This window comes from Aurantimonas sp. C2-5-R2, assembly GCF_036549495.1.
Lineage (GTDB): Bacteria > Pseudomonadota > Alphaproteobacteria > Rhizobiales > Rhizobiaceae > Aurantimonas > Aurantimonas coralicida_A.
Genome location: NZ_JAZHLJ010000050.1, coordinates 12223 through 29321, shown reverse-complemented (window position 1 = coordinate 29321; position 17099 = coordinate 12223). Strand labels below are relative to the sequence as shown.

Below are 17099 nucleotides of genomic sequence, written 5' to 3'. Positions count from 1 at the left end.
AAAAGCCCGTTGCCCCCGTTTCCAGGGCCGCGTAACCTCCAACCCGGAAACGCCGATCGCCGAAGTTCAACAAACTTCGGGACATCCCCGATCAATGTGGCTTCAGTGGCAGCCATAGCGTCTTTAGCCTGCTGGCCGCGGATCGTCAGCAGCGATGCTTCGGCGTCATACAACTCGCCGATGACGCCGCGAATATTGTCCATGAGGGCCTTGCCGGCGCCGCTGCTTTCTAGGGCGCGCGCCTGCTCCATGGTCAGGGGCGACCCCATCAGGGCGATTTCCTTCTCGGAAATCTTCGTGTGCCAATCATCGATCGCCAGACGCAGTCGGCCGATGCGCTCTTGCTGCGTGGCGTTATCCGAAGTCAGGGTCTGAACCGAGTCCAAGCCTGCGGTTAAGCCAGCCGCACCCGCCGTGTAAGGCTCGAGGAAATTCTCTTTAGCCGAAACCAGATAACCGCGCAGGCCGGTTTCCTGATTGACGATACTGCTCTCGATCTTCTTGATCTCGCCCAACACTTTGTAGGTGTGGTTATTCCACTTGATACTGTCTTCGATCCGGCTACTTTGCATAAAATTCAGAGAGCTAACGATCAGGACGATCACCATAACCGCCGCAAGTGAGAGTGATATTTTCTTGGTGATGCTAAAACCATTGCGGGGCATTTTAAGCTCTTTCTCGTTCTTGATGGCCTGGACGCAGCGCCGGATCGACTTGGTGCCTGAGAGCTTGCTAGGTTTTGCCGTTTAAATAATGGTTAATTTTGCGAGCCTCCAGCTTCCTCTACTTGGCCTCTTCAAAATGGCGTGATGATTATTTGCTACCCCTTACGAACAATCGGAAAAACCTGGGGAAAAGCGACGATCTTATCGATCGAATTCTTGCCCAATGCATTGATCCGATGACGGAATTTGACCTCCCCCGCAAAACGACCCCCGTCTCATCCCGCGACCTTATTCGTATCAAGGAGCCGCAATGAAGGGGCTTTGAAGCGGTTTCACCGCATCATTCGGAGCCCTTTTGAGGGCCATGTCATGACGCTGCGACAAATCACCGCGTCGTAAGTTTTTGCCGGAAGGGCAACCTCGGCCCGACCGGCGTCACGCCTTTGGTTCACATGCAACAAACCCGATTCGATGCCGAGCGATCTGAGGCCGCGTCCTATCCCCTCCCACAGCCGCCGGGTGTCAGGTGCCAGGTGTCGGGTGTCGTGACTATCACCCCCTCGCCGGCTTCAAGGACGGTCTGGTCGCAACTTGCAATAACGCCACACGGCCATCGTTGTATCGCGCTTCGGTCTCGACCAAGCTCGCCGGATGCCCCTCCCGGCGATCCTTTTGTCTTCAGGCGCATTGAGACGAGGAACTGACAGAACTGAAAGGGTTAGCAGGTAACATTCACCGGCTTGCCCTTCCCGATCCGCCTGATGCTGGTCACCGCCGCGCCCTTTGCCTCCAGCCGCGCGATCGCGGTGGCCAGTGGCTCGATCGCGGTCAGCATGTGATGGGCGTTGGCGTGGAGGAGCCGTGTGCCGTCCAGCATGATCCCGACATGGCCCTTCCAGAAGACGAGGTCGCCGCGTTCCCGAGCGGAATGGGAAAAAGTGGAAACCGGTTTTCCGCTCGCATCCTGCGCTGACTGACCTAACTCGCAGCCGGCGATGTGGGTCCCCAGCGCGCGCTCCTGCATGTCGGTATCGCGCGGCGCGGCGATGCCGGCCATCGCGCAGGCGATCTGGACGAGACCGGAGCAATCGATGCCCGATGCGCTCTTGCCGCCCCACAGATAGGGCACGCCGACAAACCGCTCGGCAACCGCGACGAAGTCCGGTTCCACGGTTCCGAGCGGCTTCAGATGCTGTTCCACCACGGCGCCATGGGGCTGGGTCATCGCGTAGCGCGCGTTGTGATCCTTGGCCGCGCCGGTGACGGTGACCAGCGCGCCCATCGGCAGATCGTGCAGCGGCGGCAGCTTGATGTCGGGACCGGGAAACAGCAGCGTCCGGGGCACGCAAACCCGGTGGGTCGGAGCGGCGCCGAGCCGGCCGATCGCCACACTCGGAACGTAACCGACATAGCCGTCCGTGCCGAGCTGCATCCAGGACCACCCCTCGGCGTCGGTCTCGAACACCGTCACCGGTTCGCCGAACAGCGCCTCGGTGTCGAGCGGCGCGTCGGGCGACGGACGACGGCGCACCGGCGCCAGCGGGCTGACGACGCGGCATTCCTCGCCCCCGACGAAGCGCGCGGCTTCCACCCGCCCTTGCAGCCGGACGTCGGCGAGATCGTCGCGGAACGCGTTGAGACGGGAATCGAGAGGAGATGTCATGGCGTCAATCTCCTCATCGCGCCGGAAAGCGCGTCTTGAGAACCGCGAACAGCGCCCGGATCGCCTGCGCCTCGCCGCCGATCGGCCCGATCGGGCTCGGCTTCGGCCGCCAGCCATAGATATCGAAATGCGACCAGCTCTTTGCCTTTTCGACGAAGCCTTGCAGGAACAGCGCCGCGGTCACCGATCCGGCGAAGGCGTCGCTGGTGACATTGTTGGTGTCGGCGATCTTGGAGGCAAGGTTCGCCGCATAGGGCTGCCAGAGCGGCATCCGCCAGACCGGATCGGCGACGTCGAGGCCGGCTTGCGCGATCTCGCCGGCCAGCGCGCTATCGTCCGTATAGAACGGCGCGATGTCGGGTCCGAGCGCCACCCGCGCCGCGCCGGTCAGCGTCGCCATGTCGATCAGGAGATCCGGCGCTTCCTCGTCGGCCAGCGCCAGCGCGTCGGCGAGCACCAAGCGCCCCTCGGCGTCGGTGTTGCCGATCTCGACCGTCTTGCCCTTGCGGCTGGTCAGGACGTCGCCCGGCCGGAAGGCATCGCCCGAAATCGCGTTCTCGACGGCCGGGATCAGCACGCGCAGGCGCACCGGTAGCTTGGCCGCCATCACCATGCGGGCGAGGCCGAGCACGTTGGCGGCGCCGCCCATGTCCTTCTTCATCAGCAACATGCCGGACGCCGGCTTGATGTCGAGGCCGCCGGTGTCGAAGCAGACCCCCTTGCCGACCAGCGTCAGCTTCGGATCCTCCGGCCGGCCCCAGCATAGGTCGAGCAGCCGCGGTGCCGACGCGCTCGCCCGGCCGACGGCGTGGATCATCGGAAAATTCCGCTCGAGAAGCGCGTCGCCCTCGATCGTATCGACGCGCGCGCCGAACCCATCGCCGAGCAAGCGCACGGCACCCTCCAGTTCGGCCGGTCCCATGTCGCTGGTCGGCGTGTTGATCAGATCGCGCGCGAGAAAGACGCCCGCGGCGATGCTCTCTATGTCCGCCCTGTCGGAGCCATCGGCGGCAAGAAAGCGGATGTCGCCGCCGTCATCCGCTTTCGACGACCGGTAGCGGTCGAAGCGATAGCCGCCGAGAATGAGCGCCAGCGCAGCGAGCGGCCCGTCGATGGCGGTGTCGTCGGCGAAATACCAATCCCCTGCCGGCAGCTTGCCGGCGAGCGGACCCGCCAACAGCGCGCGGCGTTGCGTCGCACCCTCTCCGGCGCCGCCCTTGCCGAGACCGAGAACCGCGCCGGCGACGTTGCCTTTCGTGTCCGGCACGATCAGCACGGCTCCCGCCTCGGCCGAGAACCGCGCGGTTTTCGCCCAATGGGCGGTCGCGGCCGGCAGGGCCTTGAGGCCGGCCTTATCCGCGGTCCAGACGGGCAAGGCGGCGGCGGTCTTGGCGCTGACGAGGGTAACGGTCATGGAGCCGGGTTCCTTGTTTCGGCGGCGACGGATTAACCGGCCGTTAGGGTTAACAAATTATTCTCTCCGCCACGGGCCGTAGCATCAATGCCGGCCAAACAGTCATCCGCGGGCGAAACGGGAGCAGTTCATGGTCGGGCGCGAAACTAGACCGATTCGTCGATCGAGACAGGGGCTTCTCGTCGGTGCCGCCCTGGTTCTCGCCGTGACCCAGGGGTGCGCGTCGGTTTCCAACGAGATTACGGGCTCCGTCAGCAAGCCGGCGTCCGGCCGCACGGTGGCGCAGATGTCGTCCGGCGAACTGCAGAACGCGGTGGCCTCCTACGGCCAGGCGTATGAAAAGAATTCCAAGGACAAGGCGACGGGCCTCTCCTATGCCGCGACCCTGCAGATGGCCGGTCGCAACGACCAGTCCCTGGCGGTGATGCAGCAGGTGGCTATCGCCCACCCCAAGGATCGCAACGTGCTGGCCGCCTATGGCAAGGCGCTGGCGGCAGCGGGCGATCTGCCGAAGGCGCTGGAGACCGTGCGCCGTGCCCAGACCCCGGACTACCCGGACTGGCGGCTTTATTCGGCCGAGGGCGCCATCCTCGACCAGCTGGGCCAATCGGACGAGGCCAGGGTGCTGTATCGCAAGGCGCTGGACATGGCGCCGGACGAGCCGACGATTCTGTCCAATCTGGGAATGTCCTACCTCTTGGCGAACGATCTGCCGGCGGCCGAAAAATACCTTCGCGCGGCGGCCGCACGGCCCGGCAGCGACAGCCGCGTGCGCCAGAACCTGGCGTTGGTCGTCGGCCTGCAGGGCCGCTTCGCGGAAGCCGAGACGATCGCCGCGGCGGAGCTTTCGCCCAAGGAAGCGGAGGCCAACGTCGCCTATCTCAAGGAGATGCTGGCCCAGCAGAACACCTGGTCGATGCTGAAGGACAAGGATGGCGGCAAGAGCTGACGCCGCTCCGCCACGTACAAGGAAAATGCAAAGAAAGGGCGGAGCGCGGGCTTCGCCCTTTTTCGCGTCATGGACCGCCAGTTGCCGGAAAGCGCGACGCGACGATGGCGGCGCCTTGCCGCGCCTGGCCTATTGCGTCTCCATCACCTGGATGATCGCCGGGCCGATAATGACGGCGAACAGCACGGGCAGGAAGAAGATGATCATCGGCACCGTCAGCTTGGGCGGCAGCGCGGCGGCCTTCTTCTCCGCCAGGTTCATGCGCATGTCACGATTTTCCTGCGACAGCGTACGCAGCGCGGTGCCCAGCGGCGTGCCGTAGCGCTCGGCCTGGACGAGCGCGGTGCAGACGGAGCGCACGCCCTCGAGGCCGGTCCGGGCGGCGAGGTTGTCGTAGGCGACCTTGCGATCCGGCAGATAGGACAACTCGGCGCAAACCAGAACGAGCTCTTCTGCCAGCGCGATCGACTGGATGCCGATTTCCTCGGCGACCCGGCGGAAAGCGGCCTCGATGGAATTGCCCGATTCCACGCAGATCAACAGAAGATCGAGCGCGTCCGGCCAGGCGCGGGTAATCGAAAGACGGCGCTTGGTCGCCTGGTTGCTGACGAACAGGATCGGCGCGTAAAATCCCAAATAGGCGACGCCGATACAGCCCAGGACGCGAAACATCGTCGGCTGCGTCGCAAAAAGCCCGAGACCGAAAACGTAGAACACGGCAAGGGCCAGCATGAGCAGGGGCATGATCGCGCGGGCGAAGAGGAAGAGGGTCAGCGGTCGCTGGCCCCGATAGCCGGCGACCCGCAGATTGGCGACCGTCTTGTCGTCGACCAGCGCCTTGCGCAGGTTCAGGCTGCTGACGACCAGCGCGACGATGCCGGTGCTGTCCTGGTGGCGCAAGCCGCCGCTGCGGCCCTGTTCCTTTTCGATGGCCAGCCGCGCGCGCTCTCGCGCCCTCACCTGCTCGCGCTCCAGCGCCACCGCCTTCATACGGCTTTTGAGCTGGTTGCCGGCGAGCAGCGGCAGGGTGATCGTGACGAGGGTGGTGAACACCGCGACCGCGATCACCACGCTGACGACGAGCGACCCCGAGACGCCGAAATATTGAAACACCGATTCCATCGTCGGATGCTGCCTTTCTACCGGTCTCTTGTGGCCCATGGCCAGGCGTCGGCGATCCGTCGCCGGTCAGAAGTCGAAATTGATCATTTTCTTCATGGTGAAGATGCCGAGCGCCATCCAGATCGCCGAGGCGAGGAGAATGATCTTTCCGGTATCGGTGGTGAAGAGGATCGAGATGTAGTCGGGGGTCGTCAGGTAAACGAGACCGCCGACGATGATGGGCAGGAAGCCGATGATACCGCCTGAGGCCTTCGCCTCCATCGACATCGCCTGAATCTTGCCCTTCATCTTCTTGCGGTCGCGCAGCACCTTGGACAAATTGCCCAGCGCCTCGGACAGATTGCCGCCGGCCTGCGCCTGGATGGTGATGACGATCGAGAAGAAATTGGTCTCCGGGATCGGCACGCTTCGATAGAGCCGCTCGACGGATTCGGAGATCGAAACGCCCATTTGCTGCGTCTCCATGATCTTCTGGAACTCGCTGCGCACCGGTTCCTGCATTTCGCTGGCAACCATCTTCAGCGTGTCGTTCAACGGCAAGCCGGATTTGACACCGCGCACGATGAGATCGACGGCGTTCGGAAATTGGTCGACGAATTTCTGCAGGCGCCGCTTTCGCGCGCGGGCGAGCATGAAGCGGGGAAGTCCGAGCCCCGCGAAGATCGCGACCCCCAGCGTCAAAATCCACGACAGGCCGAAGAGTAGCGCGACCAAGACGCCCAGGATCGCCAGGGCGACGCTGATCGCCGCGAAATGCCCGACCGTCAACGGAAGTCCCGCCTGCTCCAGCCGGCGCTTCAAGGTGAGCTTGCCGGTATGCTTGTCGCGCTCCTTCTGACGGTCTTCCAGATCCTTCAGCGAGGACTGGATCGTCTTGCGTCGCTTGGATTGCTCCTGAAGCCGGTCGCGCGCCACTTTCAGCGAGGCGCGGTCGCCTTCGTCGCGCGTATATTGCGAGCGCCGGATCTCGACCTTCTTCTCGGCCGCGATGCGAGGCTGCAGGAAGGCATAGGCGAGTCCGCCGGCCGCGACCATCGACAAAAGAATGAAGAGGAGACCCGCCGCCGACGTCAGCATCACGTGTCCCTCGCCGGCTCGGCGGCGTTACTCGCGTCGAGCGCCGCCGCGAGGCGTTGTTCCTCGTTGTAGTAGCGCGCGCGATCCCAGAATCCCGGCCGTCCAACCCCGGTCGAACGATGGCGGCCGAGGATTCGGCCCTGCGCATCCTCGCCGACCATGTCGTAGACGAACAGATCCTGGGTGGTGATCACGTCGCCCTCCATGCCGAGCACTTCGGTGATGTGGGTGATCCGGCGCGAGCCGTCGCGCAGCCGCGCGGCCTGGACGATGACATCGACGGAGCCGACGATGATCTCCTTGACCGTCCGCGAGGGCAGTGAAAAGCCACCCATGGCGATCATCGATTCCATACGGTTGAGACATTCGCGCGGCGAGTTGGAGTGGATCGTGCCCATCGAGCCGTCATGGCCGGTGTTCATCGCCTGCAGGAGATCGAAGACCTCGGGTCCGCGCACCTCGCCGACGATGATCCGCTCGGGACGCATGCGCAGACAGTTCTTGACCAGATCGCGCATGGTGATCTCGCCCTCGCCCTCGATATTGGGCGGGCGGGTTTCCAGCCGGACGACATGCGGCTGCTGCAACTGCAGTTCGGCCGAATCCTCGCAGGTGATGATGCGCTCGTCTTCGTCTATGTAGCGGGTCAGGCAGTTGAGCAGCGTCGTCTTGCCCGAGCCGGTGCCGCCGGAAATGACGACGTTGCAGCGCACCCGGCCGATAATCTGCAGGATCTGCGCGCCCTCCGGCGAAATGGCGCCGAAATTGACGAGCTGGTCGAGCGTCAGCTTGTCCTTCTTGAACTTGCGGATCGTCAGGGCCGCGCCATCGATCGCCAGCGGCGGCGCGATGACGTTGACGCGGGAGCCGTCCGGCAGGCGCGCGTCGCAGATCGGCGAGGTTTCGTCGACGCGTCGGCCGACCTGGCTGACGATCCGTTGGCAGATGTTGAGCAGCTGCTGCGTGTCGCGAAACCGCACATTGGTCTGCTGGACCTTGCCCGCGACTTCGATGAAGGTCTGGCGAGCGCCGTTGACCATGATGTCGGAGATGTCATCTCGGGCGAGTAGCGGCTCCAGCGGTCCGTAGCCGAGCACATCGTTGCAGATATCGCTGAGAAGATCCTCCTGCTCGGCGATCGACATCGCGAAATTCTTGATCGAGACGATGTCGTTGACGATGTCCCGGATCTCCTCGCGGGCGCTCTCGACATCCAGCTTGGCGAGCTGCGAAAGGTCGATCGTATCGATCAGCGCCGCGAAGACCTGGGTCTTGCGCTCGTAATAATTGTCGGATCGCGCCATCGGCGCGCTCTCGGCATGTCGAGGCGCCTCGACATGCGTCCCGGCCGGCGGCGTTTTCGCACGTGCGGGTGGTTCGGCCGGCCGAGCGCTGTCTGCCGGCGGCGCGGCCGGCTTCGGAGGCGCCGGCTTCGGAGGCGCCGCCACGGCGGCCGCGCCGTCGAGCGGCTTGTCGTTCCCGCGCTTTCCAAACATGATGATGCTGCTCCAGAAGGTGGTTTGGCTGCGCCTATTTGCGACGGAGACGGTCCAACAGACCCGATTTTCTTTGTTTCTTTGGCTCGCCGCGCCCGGTCAGGACATGGGCAATCTGATGGAAGGCCTCGACGGCGGCGTGCTTGGCGTCGATCTCGGCGATCATCTGACCGTTATTGGCGGCATTGCCGAATGCCAGCGGATCGAACGCAATCTGGGCGATCGGCTCGAGCCCGAGCGGCTCGGAGAATTCCTCCGGCGAGATTTCGGGCCGCTTGGGGATCGCCAGCTGGTTCAGGATGAGATGCGGCGCAGGATCGTTCGGCCGCAGCTTCTTCAGCATGTCGACGAGGTTTTTGGCATTGCGCAGATTGGCGAGATCCGGCGTCGCGACGATGACGATTTGGTCGGCATCCGCCAGGACGCTCCGGGTCCAGTCGTTCCAGACATGCGGCACGTCGAGCGCGACGATGGGCGCGCCTCGCTGGGCCGTTTCGATCAGCGCGGTGAAGGCATCGGCGGAAAAGTCGTAGGTCCGGTCGAGAACGGACGGCGCCGCCAGCAAAGACAGGTGTTCGGCGCATTTCGACAGCAGCCTGTCGAGCAGCACATCGTCCATTCGTTCGGCGGAAAACACCGCTTCCGCGATACCCTGGGCCGGGTCCTGGTCGAAATTGATGTTCGCCGTGCCGAACGGCAGATCCAGATCGGCGAGCACAACGTCGTTCGAAAACAGCTTGGAAATGGACCAGGCGACGTTATGGGCGATCGTCGAGGACCCGACACCGCCCTTGGCGCCGACAAAGGCGATCGAACGGCCGAGTGGCTCGGCGTCGGGGGCGGTGAACAGCGCCCCGATCACGGTCATGACGTCGGCGATCGAGATCGGTGCGACGAGATATTCCGAGATGCCCCGGCGCACGAGATCGCGATAGAGCGAGACATCGTTGTAGTGGCCGATGATGACCACCTTGGAGCCGGGGTCGCAGACCTCCGACAAGGCCTCGAGTTCGACGAGAAGTTCACACGGCGGCAGCTTCGATTCAAGCAAGACCAGATTGGGCGTCGGCGCCCCGGAAAAATGCTCGACCGCCGCGCGAATGCCGCCCATGTTGACGCGCAGATGCGTCTTCGCCATGCGGCGATCCTCGCCGGCCTTTTCGATCGGCTTGGAGACCCCGTCGGTTTCGCAGAAGGCCTGGATCGATATCCGCGGCATCGGCCGGACCTTGTCCAGCCCGACGCTCGCGTCCTCCACGTCGTCCGGTGCGTCGAACGACACGTCGTCCCTGATCGTCTCCGCGGTTACCATTGGTAGTCAGCCTCCGTGTCGTTCGGCTGCGCCATCGTCCGCTCGCCCTTGCGATATTTCTCGAGAATCGTGGTCCGCCGTTCGGCGTCGCTCGAATCCATGCCGCGCGGCGACAGAAGATCGCGCGGATCGGCGATCTGGGCGGCGAGATTCTGCTGGCTGGCGCAACCGAAATTGAAATAGTTCTTGTTTTCTGAGGTGTTCCCGAGATCCTCGGGCCAGCGGCCACAGGGGCCGGTCTTGGCGACCAACGACGAATAGGCGAGGCGGATCGACGTCGGTCCGCTCGCCCCAGCCGCTGAATAGGGCTGAACGAAGATCCGATCGCGGGCGATCTTGCGTCCGCGCAAGGTTTTGACGATGCCGCCGGACAAACGGTCTGCGGCGTATTGATTGGCCGATCCCATCGGCAGCAGCACCTGGATCGTGTCGGCGCCGGAAGCGCGGAACCGGTCGGCGAAATCCTCGACGCGGCCGCGATCGGCATAGGATAGGCTCGCGTCGGAGGCGACGACCGGAATATCGACCGCCGTCTGGGCCTCCGAGACCACGATCGGATGGCGCGTGCGATAGTCGTCCGGGATGGAACCGACCTCCACATGCTGCACATTGGCGCATCCGCCGGCGATCAGCAGCGCGCCGAGCGCCAGGATCGTGCTCGCACGCAGACGGACCGACCGTCGGTCACCGCCCCGGCATTCGAAAAGGTCTTTCATCTGCGATCTCCTCGAACCGGTCATTTGTAGATAAAGCCGACGACGCCGTGATACCGGCCGGGGGGCAGCTTGGTTTCCATATGGCCGTAGACGCGATTGATCCGACCAAGGAAGTTGCCGGCCCCGTCGCTGGAAAAGCCGAGGCCATCGTCGGGCCGCGCCAGCGCCTGTCGCGCCACCGGCCGCACCAGATAAGGCGTCACGATGATGACGAGTTCGGTCTCGTAGCGCTGGAAGTCACGGCTGCGGAACAAGCTGCCGAGGATGGGGATCTTGGAAAGGCCCGGCGTTCCCGAAATGACCTGGCGCACTTCGTCGCGGACGAGGCCGGCGATGACCAGCGAGCCGCCCGAGGGAAGCTCGACCGTGGTGTCGGCGAGGCGCTTGCGGATGCCGGGCGGCGTCACCCCCGGCGCGACCCCGCCTGGAAAGCTGAACGGGCTCTCGAAGGTCGGCTCCGACACGCTGGTGCGGATCTTCAGGCTGATGCGACCGGCGGAGAGCACCACCGGGGTGAAGTCGAGGCCGATGCCGTAATCGATCTTCTCGGTGTTGTATTCGACCGAGGCCGCCTCGGTGTCGTACCCGACGATATTGCCCGCCGCGTTGAGGATCGGCGTCCGCTTTTCCGCCTTCTCCGACTTGCCTTGGGGGATATTGAACTCGCCACCGACCTTGAAGCTCGCCTTTTCGCCGGAAATCGCGGTCAGGCTGGGTTCGGCCAGCGTGCGCATCACACCGGCCTGTTCCATGGCGTTGATCTGACTGGTGATGTCGAACCCGCCGATGCTGCCGGCGGTTTTCGCTAACGTGTTGCTGATCGCCTTACCCAGGCCGAAAGGATTGTCGATGTTGGCATAGGAAATGCCGTCCGACGCGCTGCCGCTGAATCCGAGCTGCTTGACGACCGAGCGCTGCACCTCGGCGACCGTCACCTTCAGCGTCACCTGATCCTGACCCTGGATCTGCAATAGATTGACGATCTGGCTCTGGCGCCGGTCCTCCTGGGCGAAGGCGACGTCGCTGTTGCCGCCACCGGCGCCGCCGGTCGCGGTTGCCGACTGGATATACTGGCCCGTCGTACCCTCGCCGCCGGTGACGAAGATGCGCGCCAGCCGTTCCACCTTGGCCGCGTCCTGGGGCGTCTGGACCATACCGGTGAGGACGACATTGTCGTTCAGCATTTCGATCGTGACGTCGGAGGACGGCACATATTTGCGGATCGACGCCTCCAGTCCGCTGATATCTCGCTCGATTTTCAGGTCGATCGAGGCGATCTGGCGATTCTGGCGATCGAAGACGACGATGTTCGTCTGGCCGATCTGCTTGCCGAAGATGTAGATGCGGCGCGCATCCCTTGTCACCGCGTCGGCCACCGCCGGATTGGCGACGAGGATATCGTGGGCGTCGGCCGCCAGCACGATGACCTTGGTCTTGTTGAGACCGAGATTGATTGTCTGGCTCGCCTGCCGGACGTTGACGACGGTGGGTTCGGCCGACGCGGGGAGCGGCGCGAAGACGGGCGTCAATGCGGTCGAGACGCCGGCAAGTCCCACGACGGCCCGGCGGAGCAGGGCAAGCAAGATGTCGGATCGGTTGGAAGAGCTCATCGACCTGCCTGTCATTTGGACGTTGTGATGTCGGTGGACTGGCCGTAGCGCACGACCTTGATCTTGCCGCGCTGGGAGTTCTCCTGGGCCAGCAGGAAGGCGGCGTAGCCGGGTGAGCCGGGCACCGAATCGGCGAGGGAGCGCAGCGACAGCACCAGCCGGTCGGCGATCTGCTGGGCGGCGGTCAGCGCTTCGGCCTGATCCGGATCGACCTCGAGCGTCGCCGTCGATCCGACGACGACTTTCTCCCCGTCCTTCTCCTCGATCGTCTGATCGATTGCGAGAACGCGGAGGTTGCGCAGCACCGTTTCGGTCGTGACTTTCTCGGCACGACCGTCCGAACTGGCTGTCCGGCGAGTCATGATGATGTCGACATGGTCGTTGGGGAGGACGAAGCCGCCGGCCGACGTATCCGCCGCGATCTGGATGGCGACGGCGCGTTTGCCCGCAGGCAGAATCGCCGACATGAAGCCGCGATCGGCGCGGATCAGCTTGGATTCGCGCACCGGTTCGCCGGCGAAAAAGGACTGTCGGGCGATCGAGCCCTCGAGCTCCTCGATCGCGTCCGGGCGATCGGTTCGCACGATCAGCGTCGGCCCGATGCCTTCCTCCGGCCACTTCTGCCAGCCGAGGACGGCATTGATCGACCCACCCATCGCGACCTCCGTCGTGGTGACGAGCACGTCCGCAAGCTTGATCGGAGGTTCGGCCGGAGCGGCCGTAATGATCACCGGCTCGGCCGGCGCCGGCTGAGCGAGATTGAGAGCGACGAAGCCGGCACCTGCAGCGGCGACAAGGGCGACCGCCACGACCGCGATGCGTGCAAGATTCATCGGACAACTCCCGCCAACTGGGCCGCACATTCGCGGCTGTTCGCATCGGTTATCGCCGACAAACCCTCAATGTATGGTTAACGAACTCTGACAGCGCGGCTTGGGCCGGCGTCTGCGGCTCGGTCAGAACGGACTGCCTGCCCATCCGCCGAGCGCGATGTCCATCCAGACGCTGTCGGAATAGACCGTCAGGCCGGCGGCGCCGAGGGCGATGCCGTAGGGAATACCTGTATCCTGCTCAAGCAGGCGGTCGATGAAGTCGATGCCGGTGACCGGAGCGAAGACCACCCGGGACAGCAGCAGTCCCAGGGTCAGGAACCCGCCGAAAATCGAACCCAGAAGGAGATACTCGATGAGATCGGCCGACGGGCCGAACCACATGGCCGTCACGGCCATGAGCTTTGCGTCGCCGCCGCCGATCCAGCCTGCCGCGAACAATCCGAAGGTGACCGCAAGGCAAAGCAGCCCGACACCGAGATGCAGCGCAATTTGGCCGAATGGCATGCCCAGCAGCAGCGCGATCGCCAAGAATCCCAGAACGAGCGCCGCCGAAACGCGGTTCGCGATCGTCATCGAGACGAGATCGGAACTGGCGGCGTAAATCATTGCGAAGGGGAACAAGGTCAGAATGGCGACTGTCAGCATTCCTAACCCCAATCTTGCGTTGGCATCGCCGCTTGCGGAGACCCGCGACCACGGGAACCAGGAGGTTATCAACCTGCGAAGGCCCGGGTCGCTCCCTTAAATGGAGACGGGGACCGGACGTCCCCGTCTCGCATTCAGGTAGCGCATTGCACTTACTTCGGCGCGATGTTCGTGCCGATGGTCGTGAAGGTGCTCGTCAGATTGGTGCCGACCGTGGTGACGGCGGCGATGATGGCGGTACCGATCAGAGCGGCGATGAGGCCGTATTCGATCGCGGTGGCGCCGGACTCATCGTTGATGAAGCGCATGAAATGCTTGGACATGGGAACTCCTTAAATCCGATTGGCAGCAAACCCGCCGACTGTTTTCGTCGATCGGATAGGGGGACGTTACCCCTACGATGTTGCAATCGGCTTAAGGTTTTTGGTTGATTTTTTATTACATTCACTTCCCTAACTAATACTTAAAAAATGCTTACGATGGCTAATTAATCCTCCGTTTACCGCATTGCCGTATAGATCACGCTGATGGTAATCCGAGTAACCGGGACACGTCTCATGAATCGCCTTCTCCGCCTCGTGTTGCCTGCCATGATCCTGGGCCTTCTCTCCGTCGGAGCGCAGGCCAAGGATCACGGTGCGATCCTCGGCGTCGCTGTCGACCATGCCAGGATCATCGAGATCGACCGTCCCGCCGCCACGGTCATCGTCGGCAACCCGGCGATCGTCGATGTCGAGGTGCTGAGCTCGGAACGCCTTGTCCTGACCGGGCGCAGTTACGGCATTACCAATCTCGTCATTCTCGACCAGGCCGGCGAGATGATCCTCGATGAACAGGTCGCGGTGCAGACCTTCGAGAACAACACGGTCCGCGTCTATCGTCAGGCGAGCCGGATCACCTACGCCTGCGCGCCGAAATGCGAGCCGACCGTGACCATCGGTGACGATCCGGGAAGCTTCCAGCAGGCAAACGAGCAATACGTCATTCGTCAGGCGATGGCGAACGAAGCCGCCGCGCGCTAGTGGATTGAATTTAACATTTGATACCCATGTGCGGCGGGCTCGTAATCGAATGTCAAATTTGAAAAATCCACGAGAGTCATAAATTTGCTAGTGGTCCTTTGATTTCGACATTTGCTTGCCAGGGTGCTCCAAGCGGGATGCAAATGTCGAAAGCGGATCACTAGGCAGCGGATCGACAAAGACCCAAGACCAGTCTCCTGATGGAATTTTCGGGGCGCCTCGGCGCCCCTATCCAATCGAGCCCGACGAACTATCTTCGCCACGGAAGGATTCACGGACATCCACCGCAGCGGAGACAGGCCTTTGGCGCGCGCGATTCTCATGGTTCTCGATTCCTTCGGCATCGGCGGCGCGCGCGATGCGGCAAGCTTCGGCGACGCAGGGGCTGACACGTTCGGCCATATCCTCGCGGCGGCGAAGCGCGGCGAAGCCGATCAGGACGGCCTGCGAAGCGGCCCCCTCGCCCTTCCCAACCTTCGCCGGCTCGGCCTCTACCGCGCCGCCGGTCAATCATCGAGCGAGGCATGCATCGGCCTTTGGGGCTCCGCAGGGGAAGTTTCACACGGCAAGGACACGCCTTCCGGACATTGGGAGATCGCCGGGGTTCCGGTGCTCTTCGACTGGGGCTATTTCCCGCAGGAGATTCCCGCCTTCCCGGCGTCCCTCATCCAGCAGATCGCCGATGATAGCGATATCCCCGGCGTTCTCGGCCAATGCCATGCATCGGGCACGGAGATCATCGGGGAACTTGGCGAAGACAGCATCCGCACCGGCAAGCCGATCTTCTACACCTCGACCGACAGCGTTTTGCAGATCGCCGCGCACGAAACCCATTTCGGCCTCGACCGCCTCTACGACCTCTGCGCCAACGCGCGCCGGCACGTCGATCCCTTGAATATCGGCCGGGTCATCGCCCGGCCCTTCGTCGGCGAAACCTCGGACAGCTTCCGCCGCACCGCCAACCGGCGCGACTATTCCGTGCCGCCGCCGGAGCCGACGCTGCTTGACCGCGCCGTCGACACCGGCCGGCGGGTGATCGCGATCGGTAAGATCGGCGACATCTTCGCCCATCAGGGCATTTCCGAAGTGCGCAAGGGCGACGGCAATGATGCGCTGTTCGATGCCATGCTCGGCGCCCTCGACGACGCGGCGGACGGCGATTTGATCTTCGCCAATTTCGTCGATTTCGACATGCTCTACGGCCACCGCCGCGACGTCGCCGGCTATGCCGCCGCGCTGGAGGCCTTCGACGCCCGCCTGCCCGAGCTCGAAGCCCGCCTTCGCCCCGGTGACATCGCCATCGCCACCGCCGACCATGGCTGCGATCCGACATGGCGCGGCTCCGACCACACCCGCGAGAACGTGCCCGTGCTGGTGTTCGGCCCCGATATCGCCCCGGGCAGCATCGGCCATCGCGAGACCTTCGCCGATATCGGCGAAAGCATCGCCGCCCATCTCGGCCTGCCGGCCGGCCGCTACGGAACCAGCTTCCTTTGAGCAACGACAACGCCCCGGCGGTCGCCCACGCCGGCCGGGGCGGCACAGTGCCCATGGCGGAATTGCACTGCCATATCGAGGGCACGGCCGATCCCGCGCTGGTCCTCGAATTGGCGCAACGGCACGGCATCGCCCTTGGCGGCATCATCCGCGACGGCGCCTATGTCTGGCACGACTTCACCAGCTTCCTCGCCGCTTACGACCGCGCCGCGACGGTGTTTCAGAGCGAGGACGACTTCGCCCGGCTCGCCGAGGATCATCTGACGCGGCTCGCGGGCGCCGGGGCGATCCATGCCGAGTTCTTCATTTCGCCCGATCATGCCGAGGCCGGAGGAACCGCGCCGCAAGCGTATCTCGCGGGCCTCGCCGAAGGCGTCCGCCGCGCCCGCCATGCCACCGGCATCGAAGCCCGGATGATCGTCGTCGGAGTTCGGCATATGGGCGCCGAGCGGGTCGAGGCCGCGGCGCGCTTTGCCGTCGCCGGCGCCGTGTCGGAGCCGCTTCTGACCGGCTTCGGTCTAGCCGGCGACGAACGCAGTTTCGCGCCGCGCGACTTCGCCAAGGCCTTCGACATCGCCCGCGATGCCGGTCTCGGCCTGACCGCCCATGCCGGTGAATTGTGCGGTGCCGACAGCGTGCGCGAGACCATCGCGGCGCTGAAACCGCAACGGATTGGCCACGGCGTCCGCGCCATCGAGGACGACGATCTCGTCAGGCGGATCGCCGCGGACGGCATCGTGCTCGAAGTCTGCCCCGGCTCGAATCTGGCGCTCGGCATCTTTCCCGACGCCGCCGCGCACCCGCTTCGCCGCCTGGTCGAGGCGGGCGTGAGGGTAACGCTGAACTCCGACGATCCGCCGTTCTTCGCCACCGATCTTGCCGCCGAATACCGCTTTGCCGAAGATGCCGGGATCGGCCGGGCCGGGCTGCTGGCCTTGACCCGCAACGCCATCGAGGCCGCCTTCGTCGATGCAAAGACTCGGGCGCGGCTTCTCGACAGGCCGATGCTTGAGGCCATTTCGCTTGGCGCGCCGCCGTCAAGGCATTAGAGCTTCGGCCAATCCGCAGGCAGAAAGCG

The 17099-nt window shown here is 64.0% G+C and carries 16 protein-coding genes; 4 read left to right on the top strand and 12 right to left on the bottom strand.

Annotated features, from left to right (window positions below):
* From VQ044_RS17740 to VQ044_RS17730, 3 genes are all read right to left on the bottom strand, one after another.
* Positions 1-665, bottom strand: a 665-nt coding sequence (locus tag VQ044_RS17740; RefSeq protein ID WP_331827733.1) for a CHASE3 domain-containing protein, incomplete at its 3' end; no start/stop codon positions are given.
* 718 nt (positions 666-1383) lie between these two features.
* Positions 1384-2328, bottom strand: a complete 945-nt coding sequence (locus VQ044_RS17735; RefSeq protein WP_327648551.1) for a C40 family peptidase — start codon at positions 2326-2328, stop codon at positions 1384-1386.
* A gap of 13 nt (positions 2329-2341) precedes the next feature.
* The gene (locus VQ044_RS17730) at positions 2342-3742 is read right to left on the bottom strand and encodes a leucyl aminopeptidase family protein (RefSeq protein WP_327648549.1); all 1401 of its coding nucleotides are present in this window, start codon (positions 3740-3742) and stop codon (positions 2342-2344) included.
* 130 nt (positions 3743-3872) lie between these two features.
* On the opposite strand from VQ044_RS17730, the gene VQ044_RS17725 reads away from it, so the two are divergent.
* The gene (locus tag VQ044_RS17725) at positions 3873-4691 is read left to right on the top strand and encodes a tetratricopeptide repeat protein (RefSeq protein WP_327648547.1); all 819 of its coding nucleotides are present in this window, start codon (positions 3873-3875) and stop codon (positions 4689-4691) included.
* Between the two features lie 129 nt (positions 4692-4820).
* Here VQ044_RS17725 and VQ044_RS17720 read toward each other — a convergent pair whose 3' ends face one another.
* From VQ044_RS17720 to VQ044_RS17680, 9 genes are all read right to left on the bottom strand, one after another.
* Positions 4821-5813: a type II secretion system F family protein gene (locus VQ044_RS17720; protein ID WP_327625653.1), complete on the bottom strand. Its 993-nt coding sequence runs from the start codon at positions 5811-5813 to the stop codon at positions 4821-4823.
* A gap of 66 nt (positions 5814-5879) precedes the next feature.
* Positions 5880-6890: a type II secretion system F family protein gene (locus VQ044_RS17715; protein ID WP_327648560.1), complete on the bottom strand. Its 1011-nt coding sequence runs from the start codon at positions 6888-6890 to the stop codon at positions 5880-5882.
* On the bottom strand, positions 6890-8386 hold the full coding sequence (locus VQ044_RS17710; protein ID WP_327648545.1) for a CpaF family protein: 1497 nt from the start codon (positions 8384-8386) through the stop codon (positions 6890-6892). Before VQ044_RS17710 ends, VQ044_RS17715 begins: the two co-directional genes overlap by 1 nt.
* A 34-nt stretch (positions 8387-8420) precedes the next feature.
* Positions 8421-9698, bottom strand: coding sequence for an AAA family ATPase (locus tag VQ044_RS17705; RefSeq protein WP_327648543.1), 1278 nt, complete (start codon positions 9696-9698; stop codon positions 8421-8423).
* Positions 9692-10414, bottom strand: coding sequence for a CpaD family pilus assembly protein (locus tag VQ044_RS17700; RefSeq protein ID WP_327648541.1), 723 nt, complete (start codon positions 10412-10414; stop codon positions 9692-9694). The genes VQ044_RS17705 and VQ044_RS17700 overlap by 7 nt, the downstream gene beginning before the upstream one ends.
* 20 nt (positions 10415-10434) lie before the next feature.
* Positions 10435-12039, bottom strand: coding sequence for a type II and III secretion system protein family protein (locus tag VQ044_RS17695; RefSeq protein WP_442872946.1), 1605 nt, complete (start codon positions 12037-12039; stop codon positions 10435-10437).
* Positions 12036-12857, bottom strand: coding sequence for a Flp pilus assembly protein CpaB (gene cpaB, locus VQ044_RS17690; RefSeq protein WP_327625660.1), 822 nt, complete (start codon positions 12855-12857; stop codon positions 12036-12038). The genes VQ044_RS17695 and cpaB overlap by 4 nt, the downstream gene beginning before the upstream one ends.
* 123 nt (positions 12858-12980) lie before the next feature.
* Positions 12981-13502, bottom strand: a complete 522-nt coding sequence (locus VQ044_RS17685; RefSeq protein ID WP_327648535.1) for an A24 family peptidase — start codon at positions 13500-13502, stop codon at positions 12981-12983.
* 152 nt (positions 13503-13654) lie between these two features.
* A complete protein-coding gene (locus VQ044_RS17680; RefSeq protein ID WP_327648533.1) occupies positions 13655-13825 on the bottom strand; it encodes a Flp family type IVb pilin in 171 nt (56 codons plus the stop codon).
* Between the two features lie 234 nt (positions 13826-14059).
* On the opposite strand from VQ044_RS17680, the gene VQ044_RS17675 reads away from it, so the two are divergent.
* The 3 genes from VQ044_RS17675 (at position 14060) to VQ044_RS17665 (ending at position 17070) form a co-directional block, all read left to right on the top strand.
* Positions 14060-14524: a pilus assembly protein N-terminal domain-containing protein gene (locus VQ044_RS17675; protein ID WP_327648532.1), complete on the top strand. Its 465-nt coding sequence runs from the start codon at positions 14060-14062 to the stop codon at positions 14522-14524.
* Positions 14525-14827: 303 nt separating this feature from the next.
* Positions 14828-16021 (top strand): phosphopentomutase, encoded by a 1194-nt coding sequence (locus VQ044_RS17670; protein WP_327648531.1) that lies wholly within the window; start codon positions 14828-14830, stop codon positions 16019-16021.
* 53 nt (positions 16022-16074) lie between these two features.
* The gene (locus VQ044_RS17665; RefSeq protein WP_327648559.1) at positions 16075-17070 is read left to right on the top strand and encodes an adenosine deaminase; all 996 of its coding nucleotides are present in this window, start codon (positions 16075-16077) and stop codon (positions 17068-17070) included.
* Positions 17071-17099 lie beyond the last annotated feature (29 nt).